The sequence below is a fragment of the Virgibacillus sp. MSJ-26 genome, from assembly GCF_018918075.1.
Taxonomy (GTDB): Bacteria; Bacillota; Bacilli; order Bacillales; family Amphibacillaceae; genus MSJ-26.
Genome location: NZ_JAHLPW010000001.1, coordinates 1 through 19,069, shown reverse-complemented (window position 1 = coordinate 19,069; position 19,069 = coordinate 1). Strand labels below are relative to the sequence as shown.

The 19,069-nt window shown below is 37.3% G+C and carries 19 protein-coding genes; 7 read left to right on the top strand and 12 right to left on the bottom strand.

Features of this window, described 5'->3' with window-relative positions:
- Positions 1-358: 358 nt before the first annotated feature.
- Positions 359-1,336: a phosphate acetyltransferase gene (gene pta, locus KQI49_RS00095; RefSeq protein WP_216485605.1), complete on the bottom strand. Its 978-nt coding sequence runs from the start codon at positions 1,334-1,336 to the stop codon at positions 359-361.
- Between the two features lie 501 nt (positions 1,337-1,837).
- On the opposite strand from pta, the gene gerQ reads away from it, so the two are divergent.
- A complete protein-coding gene (gerQ, locus tag KQI49_RS00090) occupies positions 1,838-2,329 on the top strand; it encodes a spore coat protein GerQ (RefSeq protein ID WP_216485604.1) in 492 nt (163 codons plus the stop codon).
- Positions 2,330-2,484: 155 nt separating this feature from the next.
- Complete coding sequence (locus KQI49_RS00085) at positions 2,485-2,736, top strand: hypothetical protein (protein WP_216485602.1); 252 nt, start codon at positions 2,485-2,487, stop codon at positions 2,734-2,736.
- Here KQI49_RS00085 and KQI49_RS00080 read toward each other — a convergent pair.
- From KQI49_RS00080 to coxB, 7 genes are all read right to left on the bottom strand, one after another.
- Positions 2,731-3,099, bottom strand: a complete 369-nt coding sequence (locus KQI49_RS00080; RefSeq protein WP_216485600.1) for a DUF423 domain-containing protein — start codon at positions 3,097-3,099, stop codon at positions 2,731-2,733. The two genes, KQI49_RS00085 and KQI49_RS00080, sit on opposite strands and share 6 nt — an antisense overlap.
- A 21-nt stretch (positions 3,100-3,120) precedes the next feature.
- Positions 3,121-3,423 (bottom strand): YwdI family protein, encoded by a 303-nt coding sequence (locus KQI49_RS00075; RefSeq protein ID WP_216485598.1) that lies wholly within the window; start codon positions 3,421-3,423, stop codon positions 3,121-3,123.
- Positions 3,424-4,197: 774 nt separating this feature from the next.
- On the bottom strand, positions 4,198-4,455 hold the full coding sequence (locus KQI49_RS00070) for a GlsB/YeaQ/YmgE family stress response membrane protein (protein WP_371817482.1): 258 nt from the start codon (positions 4,453-4,455) through the stop codon (positions 4,198-4,200).
- A gap of 17 nt (positions 4,456-4,472) precedes the next feature.
- Positions 4,473-4,622: a hypothetical protein gene (locus tag KQI49_RS00065; RefSeq protein WP_216485596.1), complete on the bottom strand. Its 150-nt coding sequence runs from the start codon at positions 4,620-4,622 to the stop codon at positions 4,473-4,475.
- Between the two features lie 193 nt (positions 4,623-4,815).
- On the bottom strand, positions 4,816-5,388 hold the full coding sequence (locus tag KQI49_RS00060; RefSeq protein WP_216485594.1) for a cytochrome c oxidase subunit 3: 573 nt from the start codon (positions 5,386-5,388) through the stop codon (positions 4,816-4,818).
- Entirely contained in the window at positions 5,381-7,300 is a 1,920-nt protein-coding gene (locus KQI49_RS00055; RefSeq protein WP_216485593.1) for a cytochrome c oxidase subunit I, read from the bottom strand. The genes KQI49_RS00060 and KQI49_RS00055 overlap by 8 nt, the downstream gene beginning before the upstream one ends.
- 14 nt (positions 7,301-7,314) lie before the next feature.
- A complete protein-coding gene (coxB, locus tag KQI49_RS00050) occupies positions 7,315-8,028 on the bottom strand; it encodes a cytochrome c oxidase subunit II (protein WP_216485592.1) in 714 nt (237 codons plus the stop codon).
- 107 nt (positions 8,029-8,135) lie between these two features.
- Between coxB and KQI49_RS00045 the strand changes: the two genes are divergently transcribed.
- Positions 8,136-9,029, top strand: coding sequence for a c-type cytochrome (locus KQI49_RS00045; protein ID WP_216485591.1), 894 nt, complete (start codon positions 8,136-8,138; stop codon positions 9,027-9,029).
- 210 nt (positions 9,030-9,239) lie between these two features.
- Entirely contained in the window at positions 9,240-10,595 is a 1,356-nt protein-coding gene (locus KQI49_RS00040) for a YjiH family protein (protein WP_216485590.1), read from the top strand.
- 486 nt (positions 10,596-11,081) lie between these two features.
- Here the strand turns inward: KQI49_RS00040 and KQI49_RS00035 are convergent, their stop codons facing one another.
- Together KQI49_RS00035 and ku are read right to left on the bottom strand one after the other, a co-directional pair.
- The gene (locus KQI49_RS00035; protein ID WP_216485589.1) at positions 11,082-12,110 is read right to left on the bottom strand and encodes an acyltransferase family protein; all 1,029 of its coding nucleotides are present in this window, start codon (positions 12,108-12,110) and stop codon (positions 11,082-11,084) included.
- Positions 12,111-12,608: 498 nt separating this feature from the next.
- Complete coding sequence (ku, locus tag KQI49_RS00030; RefSeq protein ID WP_216485588.1) at positions 12,609-13,457, bottom strand: non-homologous end joining protein Ku; 849 nt, start codon at positions 13,455-13,457, stop codon at positions 12,609-12,611.
- Positions 13,458-13,569: 112 nt separating this feature from the next.
- Between ku and ligD the strand changes: the two genes are divergently transcribed.
- Positions 13,570-15,375, top strand: coding sequence for a DNA ligase D (gene ligD / locus KQI49_RS00025; protein WP_216485586.1), 1,806 nt, complete (start codon positions 13,570-13,572; stop codon positions 15,373-15,375).
- A gap of 123 nt (positions 15,376-15,498) precedes the next feature.
- Complete coding sequence (locus KQI49_RS00020) at positions 15,499-15,717, top strand: hypothetical protein (protein WP_216485583.1); 219 nt, start codon at positions 15,499-15,501, stop codon at positions 15,715-15,717.
- Between the two features lie 66 nt (positions 15,718-15,783).
- On the opposite strand, the gene KQI49_RS00015 is transcribed toward KQI49_RS00020, so the two are convergent.
- Both KQI49_RS00015 and KQI49_RS00010 read right to left on the bottom strand, forming a co-directional pair.
- Positions 15,784-17,178, bottom strand: coding sequence for an L-cystine transporter (locus KQI49_RS00015; RefSeq protein ID WP_216485581.1), 1,395 nt, complete (start codon positions 17,176-17,178; stop codon positions 15,784-15,786).
- A 202-nt stretch (positions 17,179-17,380) separates the two neighbouring features.
- Positions 17,381-17,821 (bottom strand): OsmC family protein, encoded by a 441-nt coding sequence (locus tag KQI49_RS00010; protein WP_216485580.1) that lies wholly within the window; start codon positions 17,819-17,821, stop codon positions 17,381-17,383.
- A gap of 133 nt (positions 17,822-17,954) precedes the next feature.
- On the opposite strand from KQI49_RS00010, the gene KQI49_RS00005 reads away from it, so the two are divergent.
- Positions 17,955-18,944, top strand: a complete 990-nt coding sequence (locus tag KQI49_RS00005; RefSeq protein WP_216485578.1) for a DUF4003 family protein — start codon at positions 17,955-17,957, stop codon at positions 18,942-18,944.
- The last annotated feature ends 125 nt before the right edge of the window (positions 18,945-19,069 follow it).

The window sequence follows — 19,069 nt, the reverse complement described above, 5'->3', positions numbered from 1 at the left end:
ATTTAATTCAGCTTTTGTAGAATAAAATTAACAAATAACCCTTGGAATCATGACGGTAAGATAAGATACATTGGACCAGTTGACCTTTTAAAGAACTGACCAAAAAGAAAGCTGAATTTATAAGTCCATGAAATCTTTATTACTGCGCGCCTGATATAAATTTGCGACGAAGACTCTCTTCCCACTCGGCTAAGTGTGGAGTAACCCTATAACTTTTGTGTATAAACAGCTATTTTTTGATGGTCCAATGAGTAACCAAAGTTCACTTTTTTAGAATGAGTCCCATTTAAACCAACTGTAGGTTTAGACTCGAGCACTATCTAGGCACATTTTGTTGCTGCGAAAGTTGGGTTATTTATTAAGCATCAGCTTGGGCTGCGGTGATTAATGCTAATTTATAGACATCGTCGGCATTACAGCCACGGGACAAGTCATTGACTGGTTTATTTAAACCTTGCAAAATCGGACCTACTGCTTCAAAACCACCTAAGCGTTCGGCGATTTTATAGCCGATATTTCCCGCTTCTAAGCTCGGGAAGATGAACACGTTCGCGTCACCTTTAAGAACTGAATCAGGCGCTTTCTTTTCTGCTACGCTTGGAACAAATGCAGCATCAAACTGGAATTCTCCGTCGATGACTAATGATTGGTTCTTTTCTTTTGCTATCTCAAGGGCTTCGGTTACCTTTTCAGTTTCCGGGGATTTAGCCGATCCTTTTGTTGAAAAACTTAACATAGCAATTCGCGGATCGACATCAAACAATGAAGCTGTTTTTGCACTTTCACTAGCAATTTCCGCTAAATCTTCTGCTTCAGGTGAAATATTGATTGCACAATCAGCAAATATATAACGTTCATCATCCCGCACCATAACAAACACACCAGAAGTCCGTTTGACCCCTTCTTTTGTCTTGATAATTTGCAATGCAGGTCTAACAGTATCAGCCGTCGAGTGAGTCGCCCCACTAACGAGTCCATCAGCTTGATTCATGTATACAAGCATCGTGCCAAAATAATTGCCGTCCAGTAACATCTCCTCAGCTTGTTCTTTCGTCGCTTTACCTTTTCGACGGTCAACCAACGTTTCAACCATTAAATCAAAATTCTCATATTGTTTAGGATTAATAATTTGGCAAGAAGAAATATCAACATCCAGTTCACCAGCCCTTTGACTGATTTCTTTCACGTCTCCTATTAAAATAGGTGTTAATATTCCAGATGCTGCGAGTTGGCTGGCAGCTGTTAAAATACGCTCGTCTGTTGCTTCAGGGAAGACGACAGATTGACCTTTTCCTTTAATTTTATCAACGAGTTCATCAAATAAACTTTCCTTCATCGTTCTGCCTCCATCTATTCTTCATATTAATATAAATCACATATCTACATTTAAAATAATACTGGACTTTCTAAAAGATTGAAAGAATTTCACATACTTTTTCCACTTAAATTTAATGCAGCAACACTTTTTTGTCACAATGTAATTAAGTCACTGGATGGATTATCTATTCTTTATATTATCATTCCCCTATTTTAGGAAAGTTAAATCATAGCATTTATAGACAGTGCTATTTTCCGAAAAAAGAATTGCATTTTAGTAATACATAGGCAGTTTATCACATACATATATTTAATAGCTCGACATCTAGATTTAACAAAAGTGAGGTGAGTAATTGGCTGTTTAGCCAAACAAAGAAAAAGACGTTGATCTACTAGATCGACACATTTGTACGGAAGCTGAATTTCAGAAAAGAAGATGTTGTCATTACTTTTTTGCTCCCGTCTCAAGAAGTTTTGTCTGAAGGTTCATTAATTAAACCGGACATCAGGAGGTATCATAATGAGTGAAAATCAGGAGAATCAAAATCAACACCCACCCTACACCAATCAAAATTATCCTTATTTCTATCATCCAACTTCATCTCAAGCCTATTATCCAGGATATCAATTTAGACAATTTCCACCCCCACAGCAACAGCAGCAACAGCAACAACAGCAACCCTATTATCAACAAAATCAAACAAACCAAAATCAAAACGTTCCCGGTATGCTCCCACTCCAGCAATCGTATATTGAAAACATATTAAGACTAAATCGCGGCAAGGAAGTTACAGTTTACATGACGTTTGAAACGCGGGAAATGCAGACTTTCAAAGGAGTCATAGAAGCAGCGGGAAGAGATCATATTATCCTAAGTGACCCAAAGACAGGAAAACGATATTTACTCCTAATGGTTTACTTAGATTACGTCACATTTGATGAAAAAATTAATTATGACTATCCATTTTCTTCACCACAATCAAATCAATTTTCTAATCAACCCCCACGTTAACAAAAATTAGAACATAAGTAACCATGCAAAATAAAATCCGGACAATGATTTAAGATTAGAAAATCACTGTTCGGATTCATTTTTTAACATTTATTGCTCGTCCAATAAAACTAGATTGTTCCCGGATTCCATATTTTTTCCAATGAGGCGATTTGATGCGACATCCTTATGAGCGGTTTATAAAAATTGAATTAATTTCTCTTATTTTAGCTATAATTATTGGCTTACTTGCTATTATTAAAGCCAATTTAATATGGCTCAGTCTGTCGTTATATCTGACAGCCATCAGCCTGTTTTGTGATAGCATCGTCGCCCAATCAACCCATTTAAAGGTCAGAAGGATTAAACAACTCATTAGATTTGTATTATTATTTTTCCTTGCTACGTTGTTAATTTTTAAATTATAAATGTTTTACTATTGTATAGCCTAATAGAACCCAACCAATTAGGAAAGTCACGCCACCGAACGGAGTAATCATCGCTAAAAACTTTATTCCGGTCGTGGAATATAAATAAAGACTACCAGAAAATAGGATAATACCAATGAAAAATAACCAACCTGACCAGTTCAAAGCACCGACTTGTAATTTAGCGGCAATCAGCCCTGTCACGAGCAAAGCCATTGTATGAAACATTTGATAATTAACAGCCTTTTCCCATATTCCGAGCATATGATCAGATACTTTTCCCTCTAAACCATGTGCTCCAAATGCTCCAAGGGCGACAGCCAAGAAACCGTTAATAACCCCTAGTAATAAAAATACTTTCATCTTTATCCACCTCTATTTTGATTAAAAATCAAAGATTGACTCACCATTTGCATCCCCATGGTCAATGCTTCCTGCAGAAGAAGGCGTCACCTTTTTACTTTCTGTCCGTCCCATCATCGCCTTCATTTCCGCTGCAGTTATTTTAGTTCTTGTCTTTGATGTTGCTTGAGTAGTATATTCATCTTTATCTTCCAGCAATAATTCACATAATAATTTTACATGTTCAATATGTTTGGTCATATTTTCTGTATTATGCGAAACAACTTTTGCTTTATTTAACTCTTGCATCATTTTTTGAATAATCGTTTCATTCGATACAGCCATCAAGCTCACTCCTTCAATAATTGTAGTATACCAAAAAGACGAGCAGTTTCATAAAAGAAAACAGCAACAGATCTTTCTATACCATCGCTACGGAAAAATTACCACCTTTCGCAGGGGAGAGGAATTGCAGTTCATTCTTCTTTGCTGCTGAGTCTCCTCGGATAAAACGTTAAAAGTCGGCATTAGTCGGAATCTTCTCTTTATTATACGTTAAAAAACAAGAACAAAAACGCGGGCGCCCGTCTAGCAACGTACGAACTGCGCCTCGCCAAGCGAGATGGGTCAATGTTGATGCTCAAGAGCATCGGCTTTAATTGACCATTCATTACGTAGGAGATAAAGGAAACGTGCCGCTGCAAAAGGGGTATGCCGACGTTAGCCGCAAAAGCTGAACTTAGTCGGCCTTCCTTATTGTGTTTTGAGCCGATGTTGACTTAACGTGTCATGAGGTGAAGGAAGTCTCGCAAGTTTTTTAATGCCAAAACTTGCTGCTAGTTGCTAGGCGCCCGAAGCTGAACGATCAAAAGCTGAAGCGGCCGGTGAGGAACGTACAAGCTGGAGAAGACCTGACGAGATAAAGGAGAACCGAAGAGCGGAGCGATTCGAGTTCGACTTATCGTAGGAAGGTATTCGAAGCTTGGTAGTTGCTGGGCGCTGAAGCTGGACGATCAAAAGCTGAAGCTGGACGTGGTCAATTTCAGTATAAAGTTATCCACAGAAGTTTTAATATTATAGTTTTCTAAAAAACAAAAAAAGCCTATAAAAGGCTTTAGTTTAGTTTTTCACTTTTGCTCGTCTGCCAAGCAAGCTAATGATTAATGCTACAACAACAGCACCTAATGTAGCAGGTAAAACATGGTTATTACCTACTGTCGGACCAAGTTGATGAATGAGAACATCCCCTATCCAAGCCCCTAATAAACCTGCTATCATCATCCCAGGTATACCTCCAGGAACTTTAAAACCGAAAATTGCCGAAACTATAAAACCAATAACGACAGCAACAATCACATACGTCAGGAGTTGAATCACGTCAAGTCCCTCCTTTACTAGGTTATAGGATCTTTCTCTTGTTTTTTCTTATGCTGTTCATTTTCATAGCGCTTAAAAATCCATTTTAAAAATTTTATTTCTTTTTCTGCAAGATCTCGATTTAGTTGTTCCTCTGTATCTTCTTTAAAGTCTTGGAAATTCTTCACGCTATAAACCCCCAATAACATTCGACATATATATTTTTGTTTATTGTACCGTTATTAACAGAAAGTTTCAAGCTTGTTTTTTAAAAATTCATGCTAATTTGCTTAAAGTGGGTTCCCTATTTATTATTACCATTAGCATGCCCAAGCAATTGGAAAGCATACTTGTCAATGTCACATATTGTCATAAGAATTTTCAAATAAGGTACGGTAAATAAACAATTATAATAATAAATACCCAAATGAAATCTACAAAATGCCAGTAATAAGAGAAAATCTTAAATTTTTCAAAGAACAATGATTTAGGCATTGAACTTTTATAATGAATAAATAAAAGAATCATCCAGACAGCTCCAAATGTAACGTGAGCTGCGTGGAGACCAACAAGTACGTAAAATGCTCCTAAAAAAACACTAGCACTTAGACCATATCCTTGACTGACATATTCGTAGAATTCATTAATTTCCAGGCCCAAAAACACGAGTGCAAACAAGAATGTAACACTCAGTCCAATTAACATACCCATTGACTTTTTAGCTTCAAGGGCTTTTTCGGCATACAACAATGTGCCACTGCTCGAAAGTAAGAAAAAGGATGTTAACACAACTGTCTTAACTTCAAATAACTCAGACGGGTGAGGCCCTCTATCTGCAGGGGTAAAGATAAAATAGTTGGCAAAAAGCGTTGCAAACATAACTGCCTCAACTGCTAAGAAAATAAAGAAGCCTAATTTTTTATCCTTAAATAATTCTGCTTCATAACTATTCATCATTCTCCCCCTTTCCATATACTTCGGCTCTTTCATCAACGAATGTACGAATAATAATTATTGTAAAGAACATGACACCACCGCCAATCGCCAGCCAATTCCAAGTATACGTAATCCCTGTCGCTACAATAAATAAACTAAAGGCCATGAGAGCTGGTAGTATAGACGGCTTGGCTATAGGTGACGCAATCAATTCATTTGTTGTTTTAAGTGGTTTACCTGACTTTTTCGCATACCAGAAAGCATCAGATTCAGTTATTACAGGCATGGGATTAAATGTCTCTTCAGGAGATGGTGATGCCACCGTCCATTCCAATGTCCGGCCATTCCAAGGGTCGGCATTTACTTTATGACCTGTCGTATGAGTTTTCACTAAGTTCCACAAGAAAACCATTATGGCAATTCCCATTAAAAACGCTCCAATCGTACTAATCATGTTAGTCGCGTTTACTCCGTCTTCAATTCGGAATGTAAATATTCTCCTTGGCATGCCTTGCATACCCGTAATATGCATTGGTAAAAATGTCATATGAAAACCGATGAGGAAAAGCCAGAAATGCAATTTTCCGAGTTTCTCATTTAACATATATCCGGTAATTTTTGGATACCAGTAATAGATGCCTGCAAATATTCCTAAAATGGTTGATGAAATAATTACATAGTGAAAATGAGCAACCACGAAATGAGTGTCGTGAAACTGGAAGTTAGCTGCGGAAACCGACAACATAACACCAGTGACGCCTCCCATAACGAATGATGGTATAAAACCTAAAGCAAATAACATTGGTGTTGTAAAACTAAGCCTGCCCCCACGCATGGTAAACAGCCAGTTGAATATCTTAATTCCTGTCGGGATAGCAATGGCCATCGTCGTCACTGCAAAAAATGTATTAGCTATAGGACCTAAGCCAACTGTAAACATATGGTGAGCCCAAACCATATAACCTAAAAACCCAATTAATGCGAGTGAGACAACCATAGCCGGATAACCAAAGATTCTTTTCTCGGAAAAAGTTGTAATGATGTCTGAGAAAATTCCAAACGCCGGAAGTGCCAATATATAGACTTCAGGATGACCAAAAATCCAGAACAAATGCTGCCATAACACTGGATCCCCTTGGTCTCCTGAGAAAAAGGCAGTGCCATATTGGCGGTCAAACATGAGTAAGTATAAAGCAACACCAAGAACTGTAAAGGCAACTAAAATCAGGGTTGATGTTATGAGTGCTGCCCATGAAAAAAGCGGCATGCGAGTCAATTTCATCCCAGGTGCACGGTGTCTAATGATAGTAACGATTAAGTTGAGTGCTGTCATAACCGTTCCAATCCCGGAAATCTGCACACCAAACACATAATAATCTGTCGCGGGTCCAGGCGTGAATTCGCTTGTTGAGTAAGGTGCATAGCCTGTCCACCCAACTGCAGGCGCGCTATCTAAAAAGAAAGCTATGTTAAAGAATACGGCACCTGAGAAAAACATCCAAAAACCTAGCGCGTTCAAGAAAGGGTAGGCCAAGTCACGAGCACCAATTTGAAGTGGAACAGCGACGTTCATTAATCCTAATAACATCGGCATCGCTGCAAAGAAAATCATTATCGTTCCATGTGTTGTGAATACTTCATTATATTTTTCATATTGCATCACCCAAAAGTCATTATTTGGAACAGCAAGTTGTGAACGAATCAGTAACGCATCAATTCCAGCACGTGCAAAAAAGATAAAACCAAATAAGATATACATTAATCCTACTTTCCTATGATTTGTTGTTGTTAAGTAATCCCAAATCACGGGAAGTTTTCTTTTTTTTATGATATATATCAATATAAGTAAGCCAGCAATAAGAGTAAAAATCCACGCTGCTATAACGTCAGAGGGAACATATTTTGAAATTCCCAAAAAAGAGAGATTCATCTATTTATACACCTCTATTCATCTAAGTATTTTTTATAATCTTCTTTTGACACAACTTCAACATCAAACCGCATATTTGCGTGCTGTATACCACAGTATTCTGCACATTTCCCATCATACGAACCTATTTCAGGATCTTCTACTTCATAAATGAGCTCTTCATGGGGCATAACGTCGACCTTCCCACTTAACTCCGGAATCCAAAAAGAATGAATGACGTCTTTTGAATATAAGTGGAAAATAATCGGTTCACCTTCAGGTATGACTAATTCATCTTTTTCTTCCTTTTCATTTTCATGAATAAATGTCCACTGAAATTGCTCACCAACGACTTCTACGTGCACCCCCTCTTTCTTGGCCGCTGAATCAGATACAGGAGATTGATAGTATGTAATCGCTATGGTAGGGACAGCTAAAACTGCTAATAACATGACTGGAATAAGTGTCCAGGTTGTCTCAAGTTTTTTATTCCCTAGTACATCTTTGGGAACATAACCTTCAGATAGATTACTCTTACGATATTTATAAACGAACCTTATTAATAAAATAAACACCGTAACGATAACAACCGACATAATCATAAGGCTTAAACGGATTAAAAACGCCTGTTCTTCCCCTGTCGTACTTTTAGGGTTCAAAATCGTAATATTACAACCTGAAAGTAACAAAATAGTTGGAAGAGCCCAGAGTCTTTTCATTAGTACCAACAACCTTTTCTTTGTAATCATTAATACCCCCTTTCCCACTCTCTCTATTAATTAAACGGGTTATAAAAGAAACATAGTGGGTAATGTCTTAGTAGGTTAGTAGATTTATTGAAAGGGTGACATAACGAATGAGAGTGAAAGACCGCTATATATGGCTGTTATTTATAATATTATCTGTAGTTGTATCAGCATGTAGCCAAGAAGCAGGAACTTCAAATCAGTCATTTGACGCTAGTAAAATTCGTAAAGAGATTAGTAACTTAGATCCTGATGATCCCGAAGACGCTGCAATCCTCGAAGGTAAAGATTTATTTGATAAAACAGAGGTGATGCTTCCAGACAATGTAGGTAATGAACAGAGCTGTTTAAGTTGTCATGGCGATGGAGGTCTTGAACCAAATTCTCCCATGGTCGGGGTTTCAGATAGATATCCAAGGGAGCATCATGGTAAACATACAACAATTCAGGATAGAATTAATGGTTGTTTTCAAAGAAGTATGAACGGAGAACCATTAGACGAAAATAGTGAAGAAATGGAAGCAATAGTTTCTTATTTTGATTTCATTTCAAAAGATGTCGAAGGCGAAGATGATATTACATGGAGAATGACGAATGATAAAGATAAGGTGCCTGAGCCAGATGTCAATCATGGTGAAGAGCTTTTTGAGGAAAAAAATTGTATTTCTTGTCATGCGACAGATGGTTCTGGTGGAGGGATGGCAACTGGCCCACCCATTTGGGGAGAAAATTCTTTCAACGAAGCAGCTGGGATGAATCGTATAAATAAAGCAACTGCATTTATACAAAATAATATGCCAAAAGATCAACCTGGCACATTAACAGACCAAGAGGCAGCTGATCTGGCAGCCTATGTTCTGTCTCACGAACGTCCAGTTCCCGACCCAGAAGAAATAGGAGACTATCACTTAGATCCTGATCGTGACTATATTACGAAAGAAAGACGGGAAAAAATTCGAAACGGAGAGTTCGATTGGTCAGAGTTGGATGTTATTAAAAAATGATAGATGGTTACTAAGAAGGTGAACCTGCGACATCGGTTCACCTTCTTAAAATTTTTATGTACTTTTTATGTTTTGTTATGTATAATTATAAAATATAATGTATAAATATTAATTTTACATCACTAAGTTTATATGATTATATAGTGGTAATAAATTAACCATGTAGCGTATAAACTTTATTATGAAGGGATAAGGGGTGCGAGAGAGCTTATGAAAAAAGAAGATTATAAACTGGTTGATCATTTGAAATTTATTATTCCATCTTTACTTGGTATCTTTTTATTTATGACGCCTATCATGACAGAGGATGGTTTTACAATACCAATTGCTATATTAGCCGATTGGATTGAAGGTATCCTAGAAAATCAATTGTCACTTATTATGATGATTATTATCGTAATAACAGCAATTATGACGGTTATCGCTAAGATGATCGGCAAGGAAGCGTTAAATAAAACGCCTTTTTTCCAGCAACTTTTTAATGTAACTCCTTTTTGGTTAATTACAAGAGTGCTTGCCGCTATTTTTGCTGTGATGGTTTATTTTAATTTAGGTCCTGAAGCGGTGATTGGAGAAGATACTGGTGAGACATTACTTGGTATAGGCGGATTACTCCATGTCTTATTTTCAGTTTTCCTATTTGCTGGCGTTTTCTTACCTTTATTAATGAATTTTGGATTAATGGAGTTTATCGGAACATTTATGACGAAAATAATGCGTCCTGTCTTCAAATTACCCGGACGTTCATCTATTGATGCTTTAGCGTCATGGATTGGGGATGGAACAATTGGTGTTTTGCTGACAAGTAAGCAATATGAAGATGGATATTATACAAAAAGAGAAGCGGCTATTATTGGAACAACATTTTCCGTCGTTTCCATCACATTTACCTTAGTTGTCATTTCGGAAGTTGATCTTGGTCATATGTTTGTACCTTTTTACTTAACTGTACTTATTGCAGGGGCTGTCGCCGCTTTAATTATGCCACGCATCCCACCGCTATCTAGATATCCTGATACGTATATTAACGAGAATGCAGAAAAGATAGATGAGTCGATTCCAAAAGAGCGACACATGGGTGAATATGCTTATGAGCAAGCTTTAAAGCGTGCCAAACAAGAAACAAGTTTGTATCAATTTTTTAAACAAGGATTTCAAAATGTGCTTGATATGTGGATGGGTGTTGCACCAATTGTTATGGCATTTGGGTTAATTGCACTTATATTAGCGGAATATACTCCTGTTTTTCAATGGATTGGACTGCCTTTTATCCCGTTACTTGAAGTGATGCAAGTTCCGTATGCGGCTGAAGCGTCACAAACAATTTTAATCGGATTTGCTGATATGTTCTTACCTGCAATTATTGGATCATCCATCGAAGCAGAAATCACAAGATTTATTATCGCTGCTTTATCCGTTACTCAATTAATATATATGTCAGAAGTCGGTGGTGTCCTACTCGGTTCAAAAGTTCCCGTATCCATTAAACAGCTATTTATTATCTTTTTACTAAGAACCGTCATCACTTTACCGGTTATTGTTGTGATTGCTCATATTATTTTTTAAAGGAATAAATTAGATATAAACTGCGCAATAAGACTATTTGTGTTCAGCAGGAGAATAGGTACAGTGTTAAATCATCGCTACGAAAATAAACACTACGCTTATAGTAACTTTCTTTCATGATACAAAGAACTATAATAATCAACCTTCCGAAGTATCCCTAACCATAAATCATATAGTCTATGTAAGCGTAGGCAGAATACGTAGACTCCTACGGGAATAGCGCGAGTCCGAAGACCCCGCAAGAAGCGTTCTTTGCTTCTGAGGAGGCTGAGGCCGTGCCCGCGGAAAGCATCCACCCGGAGCGATCCCAGACGGTGGTGATTACGCTTGTTTTGAAAGTAGTCCATTAGTTACTGCATAGTTTATGATAATTATTCACTTAATCATTAAATACAACACCCCGTCAATTTTGATTATTGACGGGGTGTTGTTTTATATAAAAATAAAAGGGGGCATAATTTTGAATACTATCTATCGAATAGTAACTTAAGCATTCATCTCTTGACTCGACTCTTTTCGTGTGGACCGAAAACCATTGATTGTCTTCCTTATAATAGACGTGCTACCTTCAACAAGTGGTTGCAATATACCTAGAACAGGTTTGCTCGATAAGATGAATACAATCAAGGCTGATAACAGGCCGAGTCCGAATAGGTCAAAGATATTATCGACGTTAAATAAATTAGCTTCACGGAAATATTGAATGAAAAATCCGTGCAGAAGATAAACATAAAGTGTCCGAGTTCCAATAAAAGTTAATTTGCTTTTTACCGTAGGAACCCATGCCATCACACTCATCGCCATCAAGGTCGACGTTAAATAAACAAGTAATCTTGCAATCCCACCGTATTCAGGTGAGCCAAGGTCACCATACGACTTTGAAGCTAACAACCAACCAGAATTAAAATCTGGTGCATAATAAATCGCTACGGCTGCAGCTGACATAATGACTAATGAAATTAATTTAAAAGCTCGTTGTTTTAACCACATAACATGTTTTTCAGTTAGCCAATATCCTAATAAAAAGAATGGGAAAAATACAAGAGTCCTTGATAAGCTAAACGTATGACCAATCTCTCCAAAATAACCCACAATCAAACCAATTTGAACAGCGATTAAAATACCTAATACTGCAGGTATCTTTTTAAACCAATAAAGCAACATATGCCAACTGAATAAACTAAATAAAAACCATAAAGACCAGTGCGGATCAAATAGGCTAGTTTGCCATCCCTCTTTACCTATATAAAAATAAAAAATGGAATAAACCACTTGGAATATAAGATATGGGAGTAAAAGCTTTTTAGACAGTTTTAAAACGTACTTTATATCACCAGATCCTTTTGCAAAAAAACCTGCTAAAAATATAAAGGCTGGCATATGAAATGTATACATCCACATATACAAGGTGTTCAATTCTGTTGATCCATCTCTAAAAGGCTGAATCATATGCCCGAAGACGACTAAAAAAATCAACAGCACTCTTGCGTTATCAAAATAAGCGTTTCTCTCCATGTTGCACACCCTTTTCTCTTGAAGATCAAAGTTGCTTAACTTCAACCACTCATTTTACTAAAGCTTCAGCTAGATTATTTATGGAATATCTGATGTTACTATTATTCTATACCCTATTTCAGTTTTTTAAGAGCCTTTTATTTCGATTTAAAAAGGTTGTTAGCTTGCTGTAAATGAAGTGAAACGTTAAGTCTTTTTTGTAACAATATCTAAATCTGTGCCACAATTCTTTACGTACCTTCTATAAACATGCGAAGAAGGAGCTCACAGTTTTCGTCAGCTCCTATGGATACTTTACCATATACTTACATATTGTCATATCAATATACAAACTCAACTGAATTTAGACTATTATTTGAAAGTAATCTTCTGCCAAGACTGGTGGAGAACAACTTGTATGATAAGTATACTTTACTTTTCCACCCTTGCTCTGATGAACGACAACTCTTAGATAAATTGTCGCTGAGTTGGCCTTCATCGCTGTTGTCTGGACACCTTTTAAGTTCCTGTTTTCTTTTTAGCTGTTGATTTGGCTTTTCGTTTCGGCTGACTAGGTTTTGGTTTTTCTTGCTTAGCTTTGTCAAGTGATGCTTGTAGTGCATCCATTAGATTTGTCACATTATCAGGGGCCGGCTTTTCTTCTACTGCGGTTGTATGATCGTCATCGCCTTTTTTCTTCTCTTCAATTAATTCAAGTAAAGCTGTTCTATATTCATCATGATATTTATCTGGATCAAATTCAGTTGTGAGTTGATCAATTAACATTTTCGCTGTTTCAAGTTCCTTTTCTCCCGTTTCCACTTGAGCAGGAACGTTAGGTACATCCTTGACATCGCGAACCTCGTCTGGATAATGGATTGTCTCAACGACAATGGTATCTTCATAGACCCGAATTACGGCTAGTTGCTCTTTAGATCGAATCATCATTTTTGCAATGCCGATTTTTTTAGTATCTTCTAGAGCTGCCCTTAAAAGACCGTATGCTTTGGATCCCCCTTCATTCGGTGATAAGTAATAACTCTTTTCAAAATAAATGGGATCAATTTGTTCCAGCTTTACAAAGTCCATGATTTCAACCGCTTTATCGCCTTGTTCTTTTTTTAATGCTTTTAAATCTTCTTCATCGAGCTTGACGAACTTGTTTTTTGCATACTCATACGCTTTAACAATTTCATCATTATCTACTTCTCGATCACAAACTGGACATACTTTCTGATATTTGATCGGTGTGTCACATTCTTTATGCAATTGCCTCAGGGGTACATCCTTATTTTCAGTTGCCGCATGCATTTTTACTGGTATATTGACAAGTCCAAAACTAATCGTTCCTTTCCACATTGTGTGCATATTAAAACCTCCCTTAAGATTAGTCTGTTACTTTTTACGTGATTTATCCTACTGATTTAACATAGATAACTTATATGTTGGAATACTAGGATATAGCTGAAGGAGTGATTCTATGAACATCATGAAACCTATCGCAAGTACAACAATTCCTTCTGGGAAAGACTGGCTATTTGAAATAAAATATGATGGTTTTCGTTGTGTGTTAGATTGGGACATAAACAATATAAAACTAACGAGTAAAAACAATAAAGAGTTAACAGATCAATTTCCTGAGATAGTGGAGTTTTGTTTAGAAAAGCAGGATTTGCTTAAATCATTTTTCCCCATACGCTTGGACGGAGAACTTGTTATTCTAAATACAGCATTCCAAGCTAATTTTCCCGAAATTCAAAAGCGTGGGAGATTAAAAAATCCCAATAAAATCAAGCAATTGGCCGAAAAGAGACCCGCAACATTAATGGCATTTGATATTTTACAGTTGAATGATGCTTTCCTAGAAAACAGCACGTTTGAGGAAAGGAAAACACAACTTAGAAAAATTATAGAGCTGATTGGGAGAAAAGAACACCGTATTTCCTTAGTAGATACATCTGATTCATCTGATGATCTATGGAGATTAACTTTTGACTATAAAGCTGAAGGACTTGTCGCTAAACGGAAGAATAGTACTTACCAGTCAGGTAAAGGACACCACGATTGGTTCAAAGTAAAAAACTGGCGACTGATTCAAGGTATACTTCATTCTTATCATGTGACAAACGGCTATTTTTCAGTCAATGTGTGGAAAGACGATGAATTACAATTTATCGGTAAATGTAAACACGGTCTTAAGGATGAAACGTTACATACGTTAAAAGAAATATTTTTAACAAGAGGAACTAAACAAAACAATGAGTATATCCTCCCCCCAGCCATTGTCGCTAATATTCATACGCTTGATTTGTACGACGGAGAATTGCGGGAACCTGAATTTAATCAGCTCTCTGTTCATACACCGGCTAAGGAATGTACTTATGATAAGTTAAATCAAAATTTAGCCATGTTTCCACCGAACGTAGATCTGTCGAAATTGGATAAAATATTTTGGTCTGAACCGAATTTAACCAAGGGAAACTTGCTCACATATATGCGGGAAATAGCACCTTATATGCTACCTTTTATGAAGCAGCGAGCTTTAACATTAATTCGTTGTCCTGACGGCGTGAATGGCGAACACTTTTTCCAAAAACATTTACCAGACTATGCACCTGAGTACGTTAATTATTTTATGACAGAGGATGATAAAAGAGGGATTCTATGTGACACTCTGGAGCCGTTACTATGGTTCGCTAACCACGGTGCGATTGAATATCATGTTCCTTTTCAGAAGTTTGCTGAGACCATGCCTATTGAAATTGTTTTTGACCTCGATCCACCATGCCGGGAAAAATTTCATTACGCCATTGAAGCTGCTTTACTTATAAAAAAAATACTCGATGATGTTGAGTTGGTTTCTTTTATAAAATCATCAGGAAATAAAGGGTTACAAGTGCATATTCCTATTCCAAAAAATAGTTTTAACTATGATGAAACTGCCATATTCACTCAAGCTGTGGCCTGGACAGTTGAACGAATGGATCCTGAAAAATTTACAACAGAGCGTTTTAAAAAGAAACGAGGGGGACGATTATATATAGATTATGTCCAGCATGGAAAAGATAAAACACTTATTGCGCCATATTCGCCACGGAAGACAACTGACGCAACAGTGGCAATGCCATTATTCTGGGAGGAAATAACACGCGATCTACGACCTGAACCTTTTACATTGGATTCTGTGATTGAACTGGTGCAGGAACGTGGTTGTCCTTTTATGAATTACTTTGAAATAGGTGAAGCACAGCGATTGAATAAGTTGAAAAAATTAATTATGGGGTAGAATGACTGACCCGAATAGAGCAAAGGCCGCGCGACCTGGGTGCCTTCCCGCGCGAGTTGGACCTGAAGCTGCGCGACCTGGGTGCCTTCCCGCGCGAGTTGGACTCTGAGGCTGCGCGACCTGATGCGATTCCCGCGCGAGTTGGACCTGGAACTGCGCAACCTGGTGCAATTCCCGCGCGAGTTGAACCTGGAGCTGCGTGACCTGATGCAATTCCCGCGCGAGTTGGACCTGAGGCTGCGCGACCTGATGCAATTCCCGCGCGAGTTGGACCTGAGGCTGCGCGACCTGGTGCAATTCCCGCGCGAGTTGGACACAATCCCGTGTGACCTAAAAAAATGATCACTTCAGTTAGCACTGAACTTCACATTATTCACTCAAAAAAATCACCCTCATCGGGTGACTTTTTTATAAAGATATATTTTCTTCGATAGCAGTTCGATCATTATACGTTTTGGTATTAAATTTATTCAATACTCTTGAAGTAAGGGTTCCCGTCACCATGCTGCCATTTACATTTAGTGCTGTACGTCCCATATCAATAAGAGCTTCAATTGAGATAAGCAACCCTGCAAGAGCAACCGGCATGTTCATGGATGACAAGACAATCAAAGCAGCAAATGTTGCTCCTCCACCTACGCCTGCAACTCCAAATGAACTAATTCCTATAATTAATACTAACTGGATAATAAATCCAAAGGATAATGGATCAATCCCTATTGTTGGTGCAATCATCACTGCCAACATAGCCGGATAAATTCCTGCACATCCATTTTGCCCCATCGTTGCTCCAAATGATGCAGACATATTTGCAATACCTTCGTCAACACCAAGCGAATTCTTCTGCGCTTGGATATTTAAAGGAATGGTACCTGCACTCGATCTTGACGTAAAAGCGAATCCTAAAACAGGGAGTGCTTTTCTCAAATATACGAATGGGTTTAATCCAGATACAGTAATCAATAAAAGGTGAATGATAAACATAATCCCAATCGCCACATAGGAGGCCAGAACAAATTTTCCTAACTCTAATACACCAGCCACATCTGTGCTAGCAACTGTATTTGCCATCAACGCTAAAACACCAAACGGTGCTAGCCGTAAAATTAACGTTACAATTCGCATGACGACTGCGTATATTGAATTGACCATTTTTGTGAAAATTTCCGCTTGCTCTGGACTTTTACGACGGACCCCAAGGACCGCGATGCCAACAATTACTGAAAATATGACGACAGCAATTACTGAAGTTGGCCGCTCACCTGTCATATCGAGAAAGATATTAGATGGGATAAAGTTTAATATTCGTTCAGGTGTGGTCTGATTTTCTACATCACCAAGAGTGTCTTCAAGCATGATTCCTCGATCGGATTCGTCCTGTCCTGCCTCAATTTGATCAGCATTCAAATCAAATACCGTCGCCGATGTGATGCCGACTAAAGCGGCTACCATTGTGGTCGCGATCAAGATTCCAATAATCCAACCAGCCATCTTACCAAGTGCCGCTGTCTTTTCTAAATTGATGATTGACTGAATAATAGAAACCATCACAAGTGGAACAACGATCATCATTAATAATCTGATATAACCACTACCTACAATGCTATACCAATCGGTCGTTTTTGTTAAAACCATAGAGTCCGAACCATAACCCCATTGTAAAATAGCTCCAAGCACAATCCCTATCCCTAATCCTGTAAACACACGTTTGGTAAATGACACATGTTTTTTCTGCATATAAATAAGCAGTCCAATAATAGCTAATAAAATAACTATATTTAAAGCGATAAATAAATTATCCATTTCTCATCCCCCTAATTCTTAGTTGATTAATGCAGCATATGCAATTAAATCAGCTTGGTTCTTAATTAATTATATAATTCCTATAAAAATAGTATGCTTTAATAAAATACAACCTATTTTCAACGCTGTCAACATATATATCTTTGGAAAATAAAAATAAAAAGACACGATCACATAATTTGAGTCGTGTCGTTCTACTTGATTACAATATTGTTTCTTCAAGTTTAATTTCCACATTTCCTTTAAGCGCTCGCGATATCATACAGCTTGATTCCGCTCTTTGTATCAATTTTTCCAGTAATTTATATTCTTTATCATTGGCTTCCTCTTTCAAAGCGACAGTGGGTTGATGTATGATTTTTTTATATGTAAAAGTACCTTCAGTGACATCAACAATGCCAATCGATTCTAGAGACATCTCTTTTAGTGGCAACTTTGCTCTTTCAATCATGGCTGCAAGTGTAATAATATAGCAAGTGGCTGCTGCGCCGAGTAACATCTCATCTGGATTAGTCCCTATTTCTGGTCCGTCCATTTCTTTCGGAATTGAAATTTTTGTTTTTAAATTTTTCGCTTCAATCATGCCCTCACTATTTCTTCCACCTGGCCATGACGCTTTTAAATGAAAATGATGTTCCGCCATTTTGATCACCTCTAAATCTATCTTAGCAATAAAGCTGCCATCCTTCTATACATTTCAATTTTCTACAAAATATGAAACAAATTCACCTGCTCGAACGTATAGTTATTTAGACGCAAATGAAAGGGGAAAGCTGATGCAAGTTGAACAAACAGTAGATGAATATAAAAATATATATGGTCAATTAAGAAAAAAGTTAAATTGGAAAGTAAGCGATAACCGTATCATCATGACAATTGCTTCGATGTACGTCATAAGTAATAAACCTTTTGATCGTGAACGCTTTTTATTGATTGCTGAAGCGATTAGAAAAAAGGCTAGTCTATTCTCTACGCTTAAAACACAATTTAGGTTTACCATGGCCACTAATCTCGACTTAAACTATGAGCACACAACAGAAAAGATTGATGATTTACTAGATATTTATAATGAATTTAAAAATAATAAATTTAAGCGAGGAAATTTCACTTATATTGCTGCTTCACTTGTTTTGCTGAACGCTAAGTCTTTGGAGGAAGCTAAGGAGATTATTAATGATGCTAAGGTAATTCATACTGGTATGAAAAGACAACATCCGTTTTTAACAGCTGCAAGTGACTACCCATTGGCTACAATCCTTGCGTTAAATAGTCATTTAGATGTGGATACAACAATAGAACGGCTAGACAACTTCTACTTTGCTTTAGCAAATAATAGCTTTAAAAAAGGAAATGACCTGCAAGTTTTAAGTCATCTTCTCACTCTTGCAGCAGATGAAAATGACAGTGGGTTACTAAATAGAGTCATACACGTATACGACACAATGAGGGAACATGGAATTAAACCAAAAAATAATTATTACACGGTAATGGGGCTACTTGCATTCCTTCCAGCTGAAGAAGTGGAAATGAAGGTTATCTTGGAGGTACATGAACGGCTCAATAAGCAAAAACACTTTAAATGGCAAAAAGATTTAAACTTTCTATTAGCTGTTAGTTTTTTTGTCAGTGATAAGTTAGAAAATAGTCAGTTAATAGAAACAAATATTTTTACAACACTTGAAGCTATTCTCCAAGTACAGCATGCCATCATCGTTTCATCTGTGGTAAGTGCAACTGCAGTGACGTCGAGCAATAATAATTCTTGATAACAAGGGCTTGTCAAATAAAGTGTGTAAGTTCTAATTTATTCAAGATATTTTAACACCCTATCTTTTAGATCATCATGGATTAAAAGTTGGTTCATAACCATCGCCCAGTTTGGTATACGACC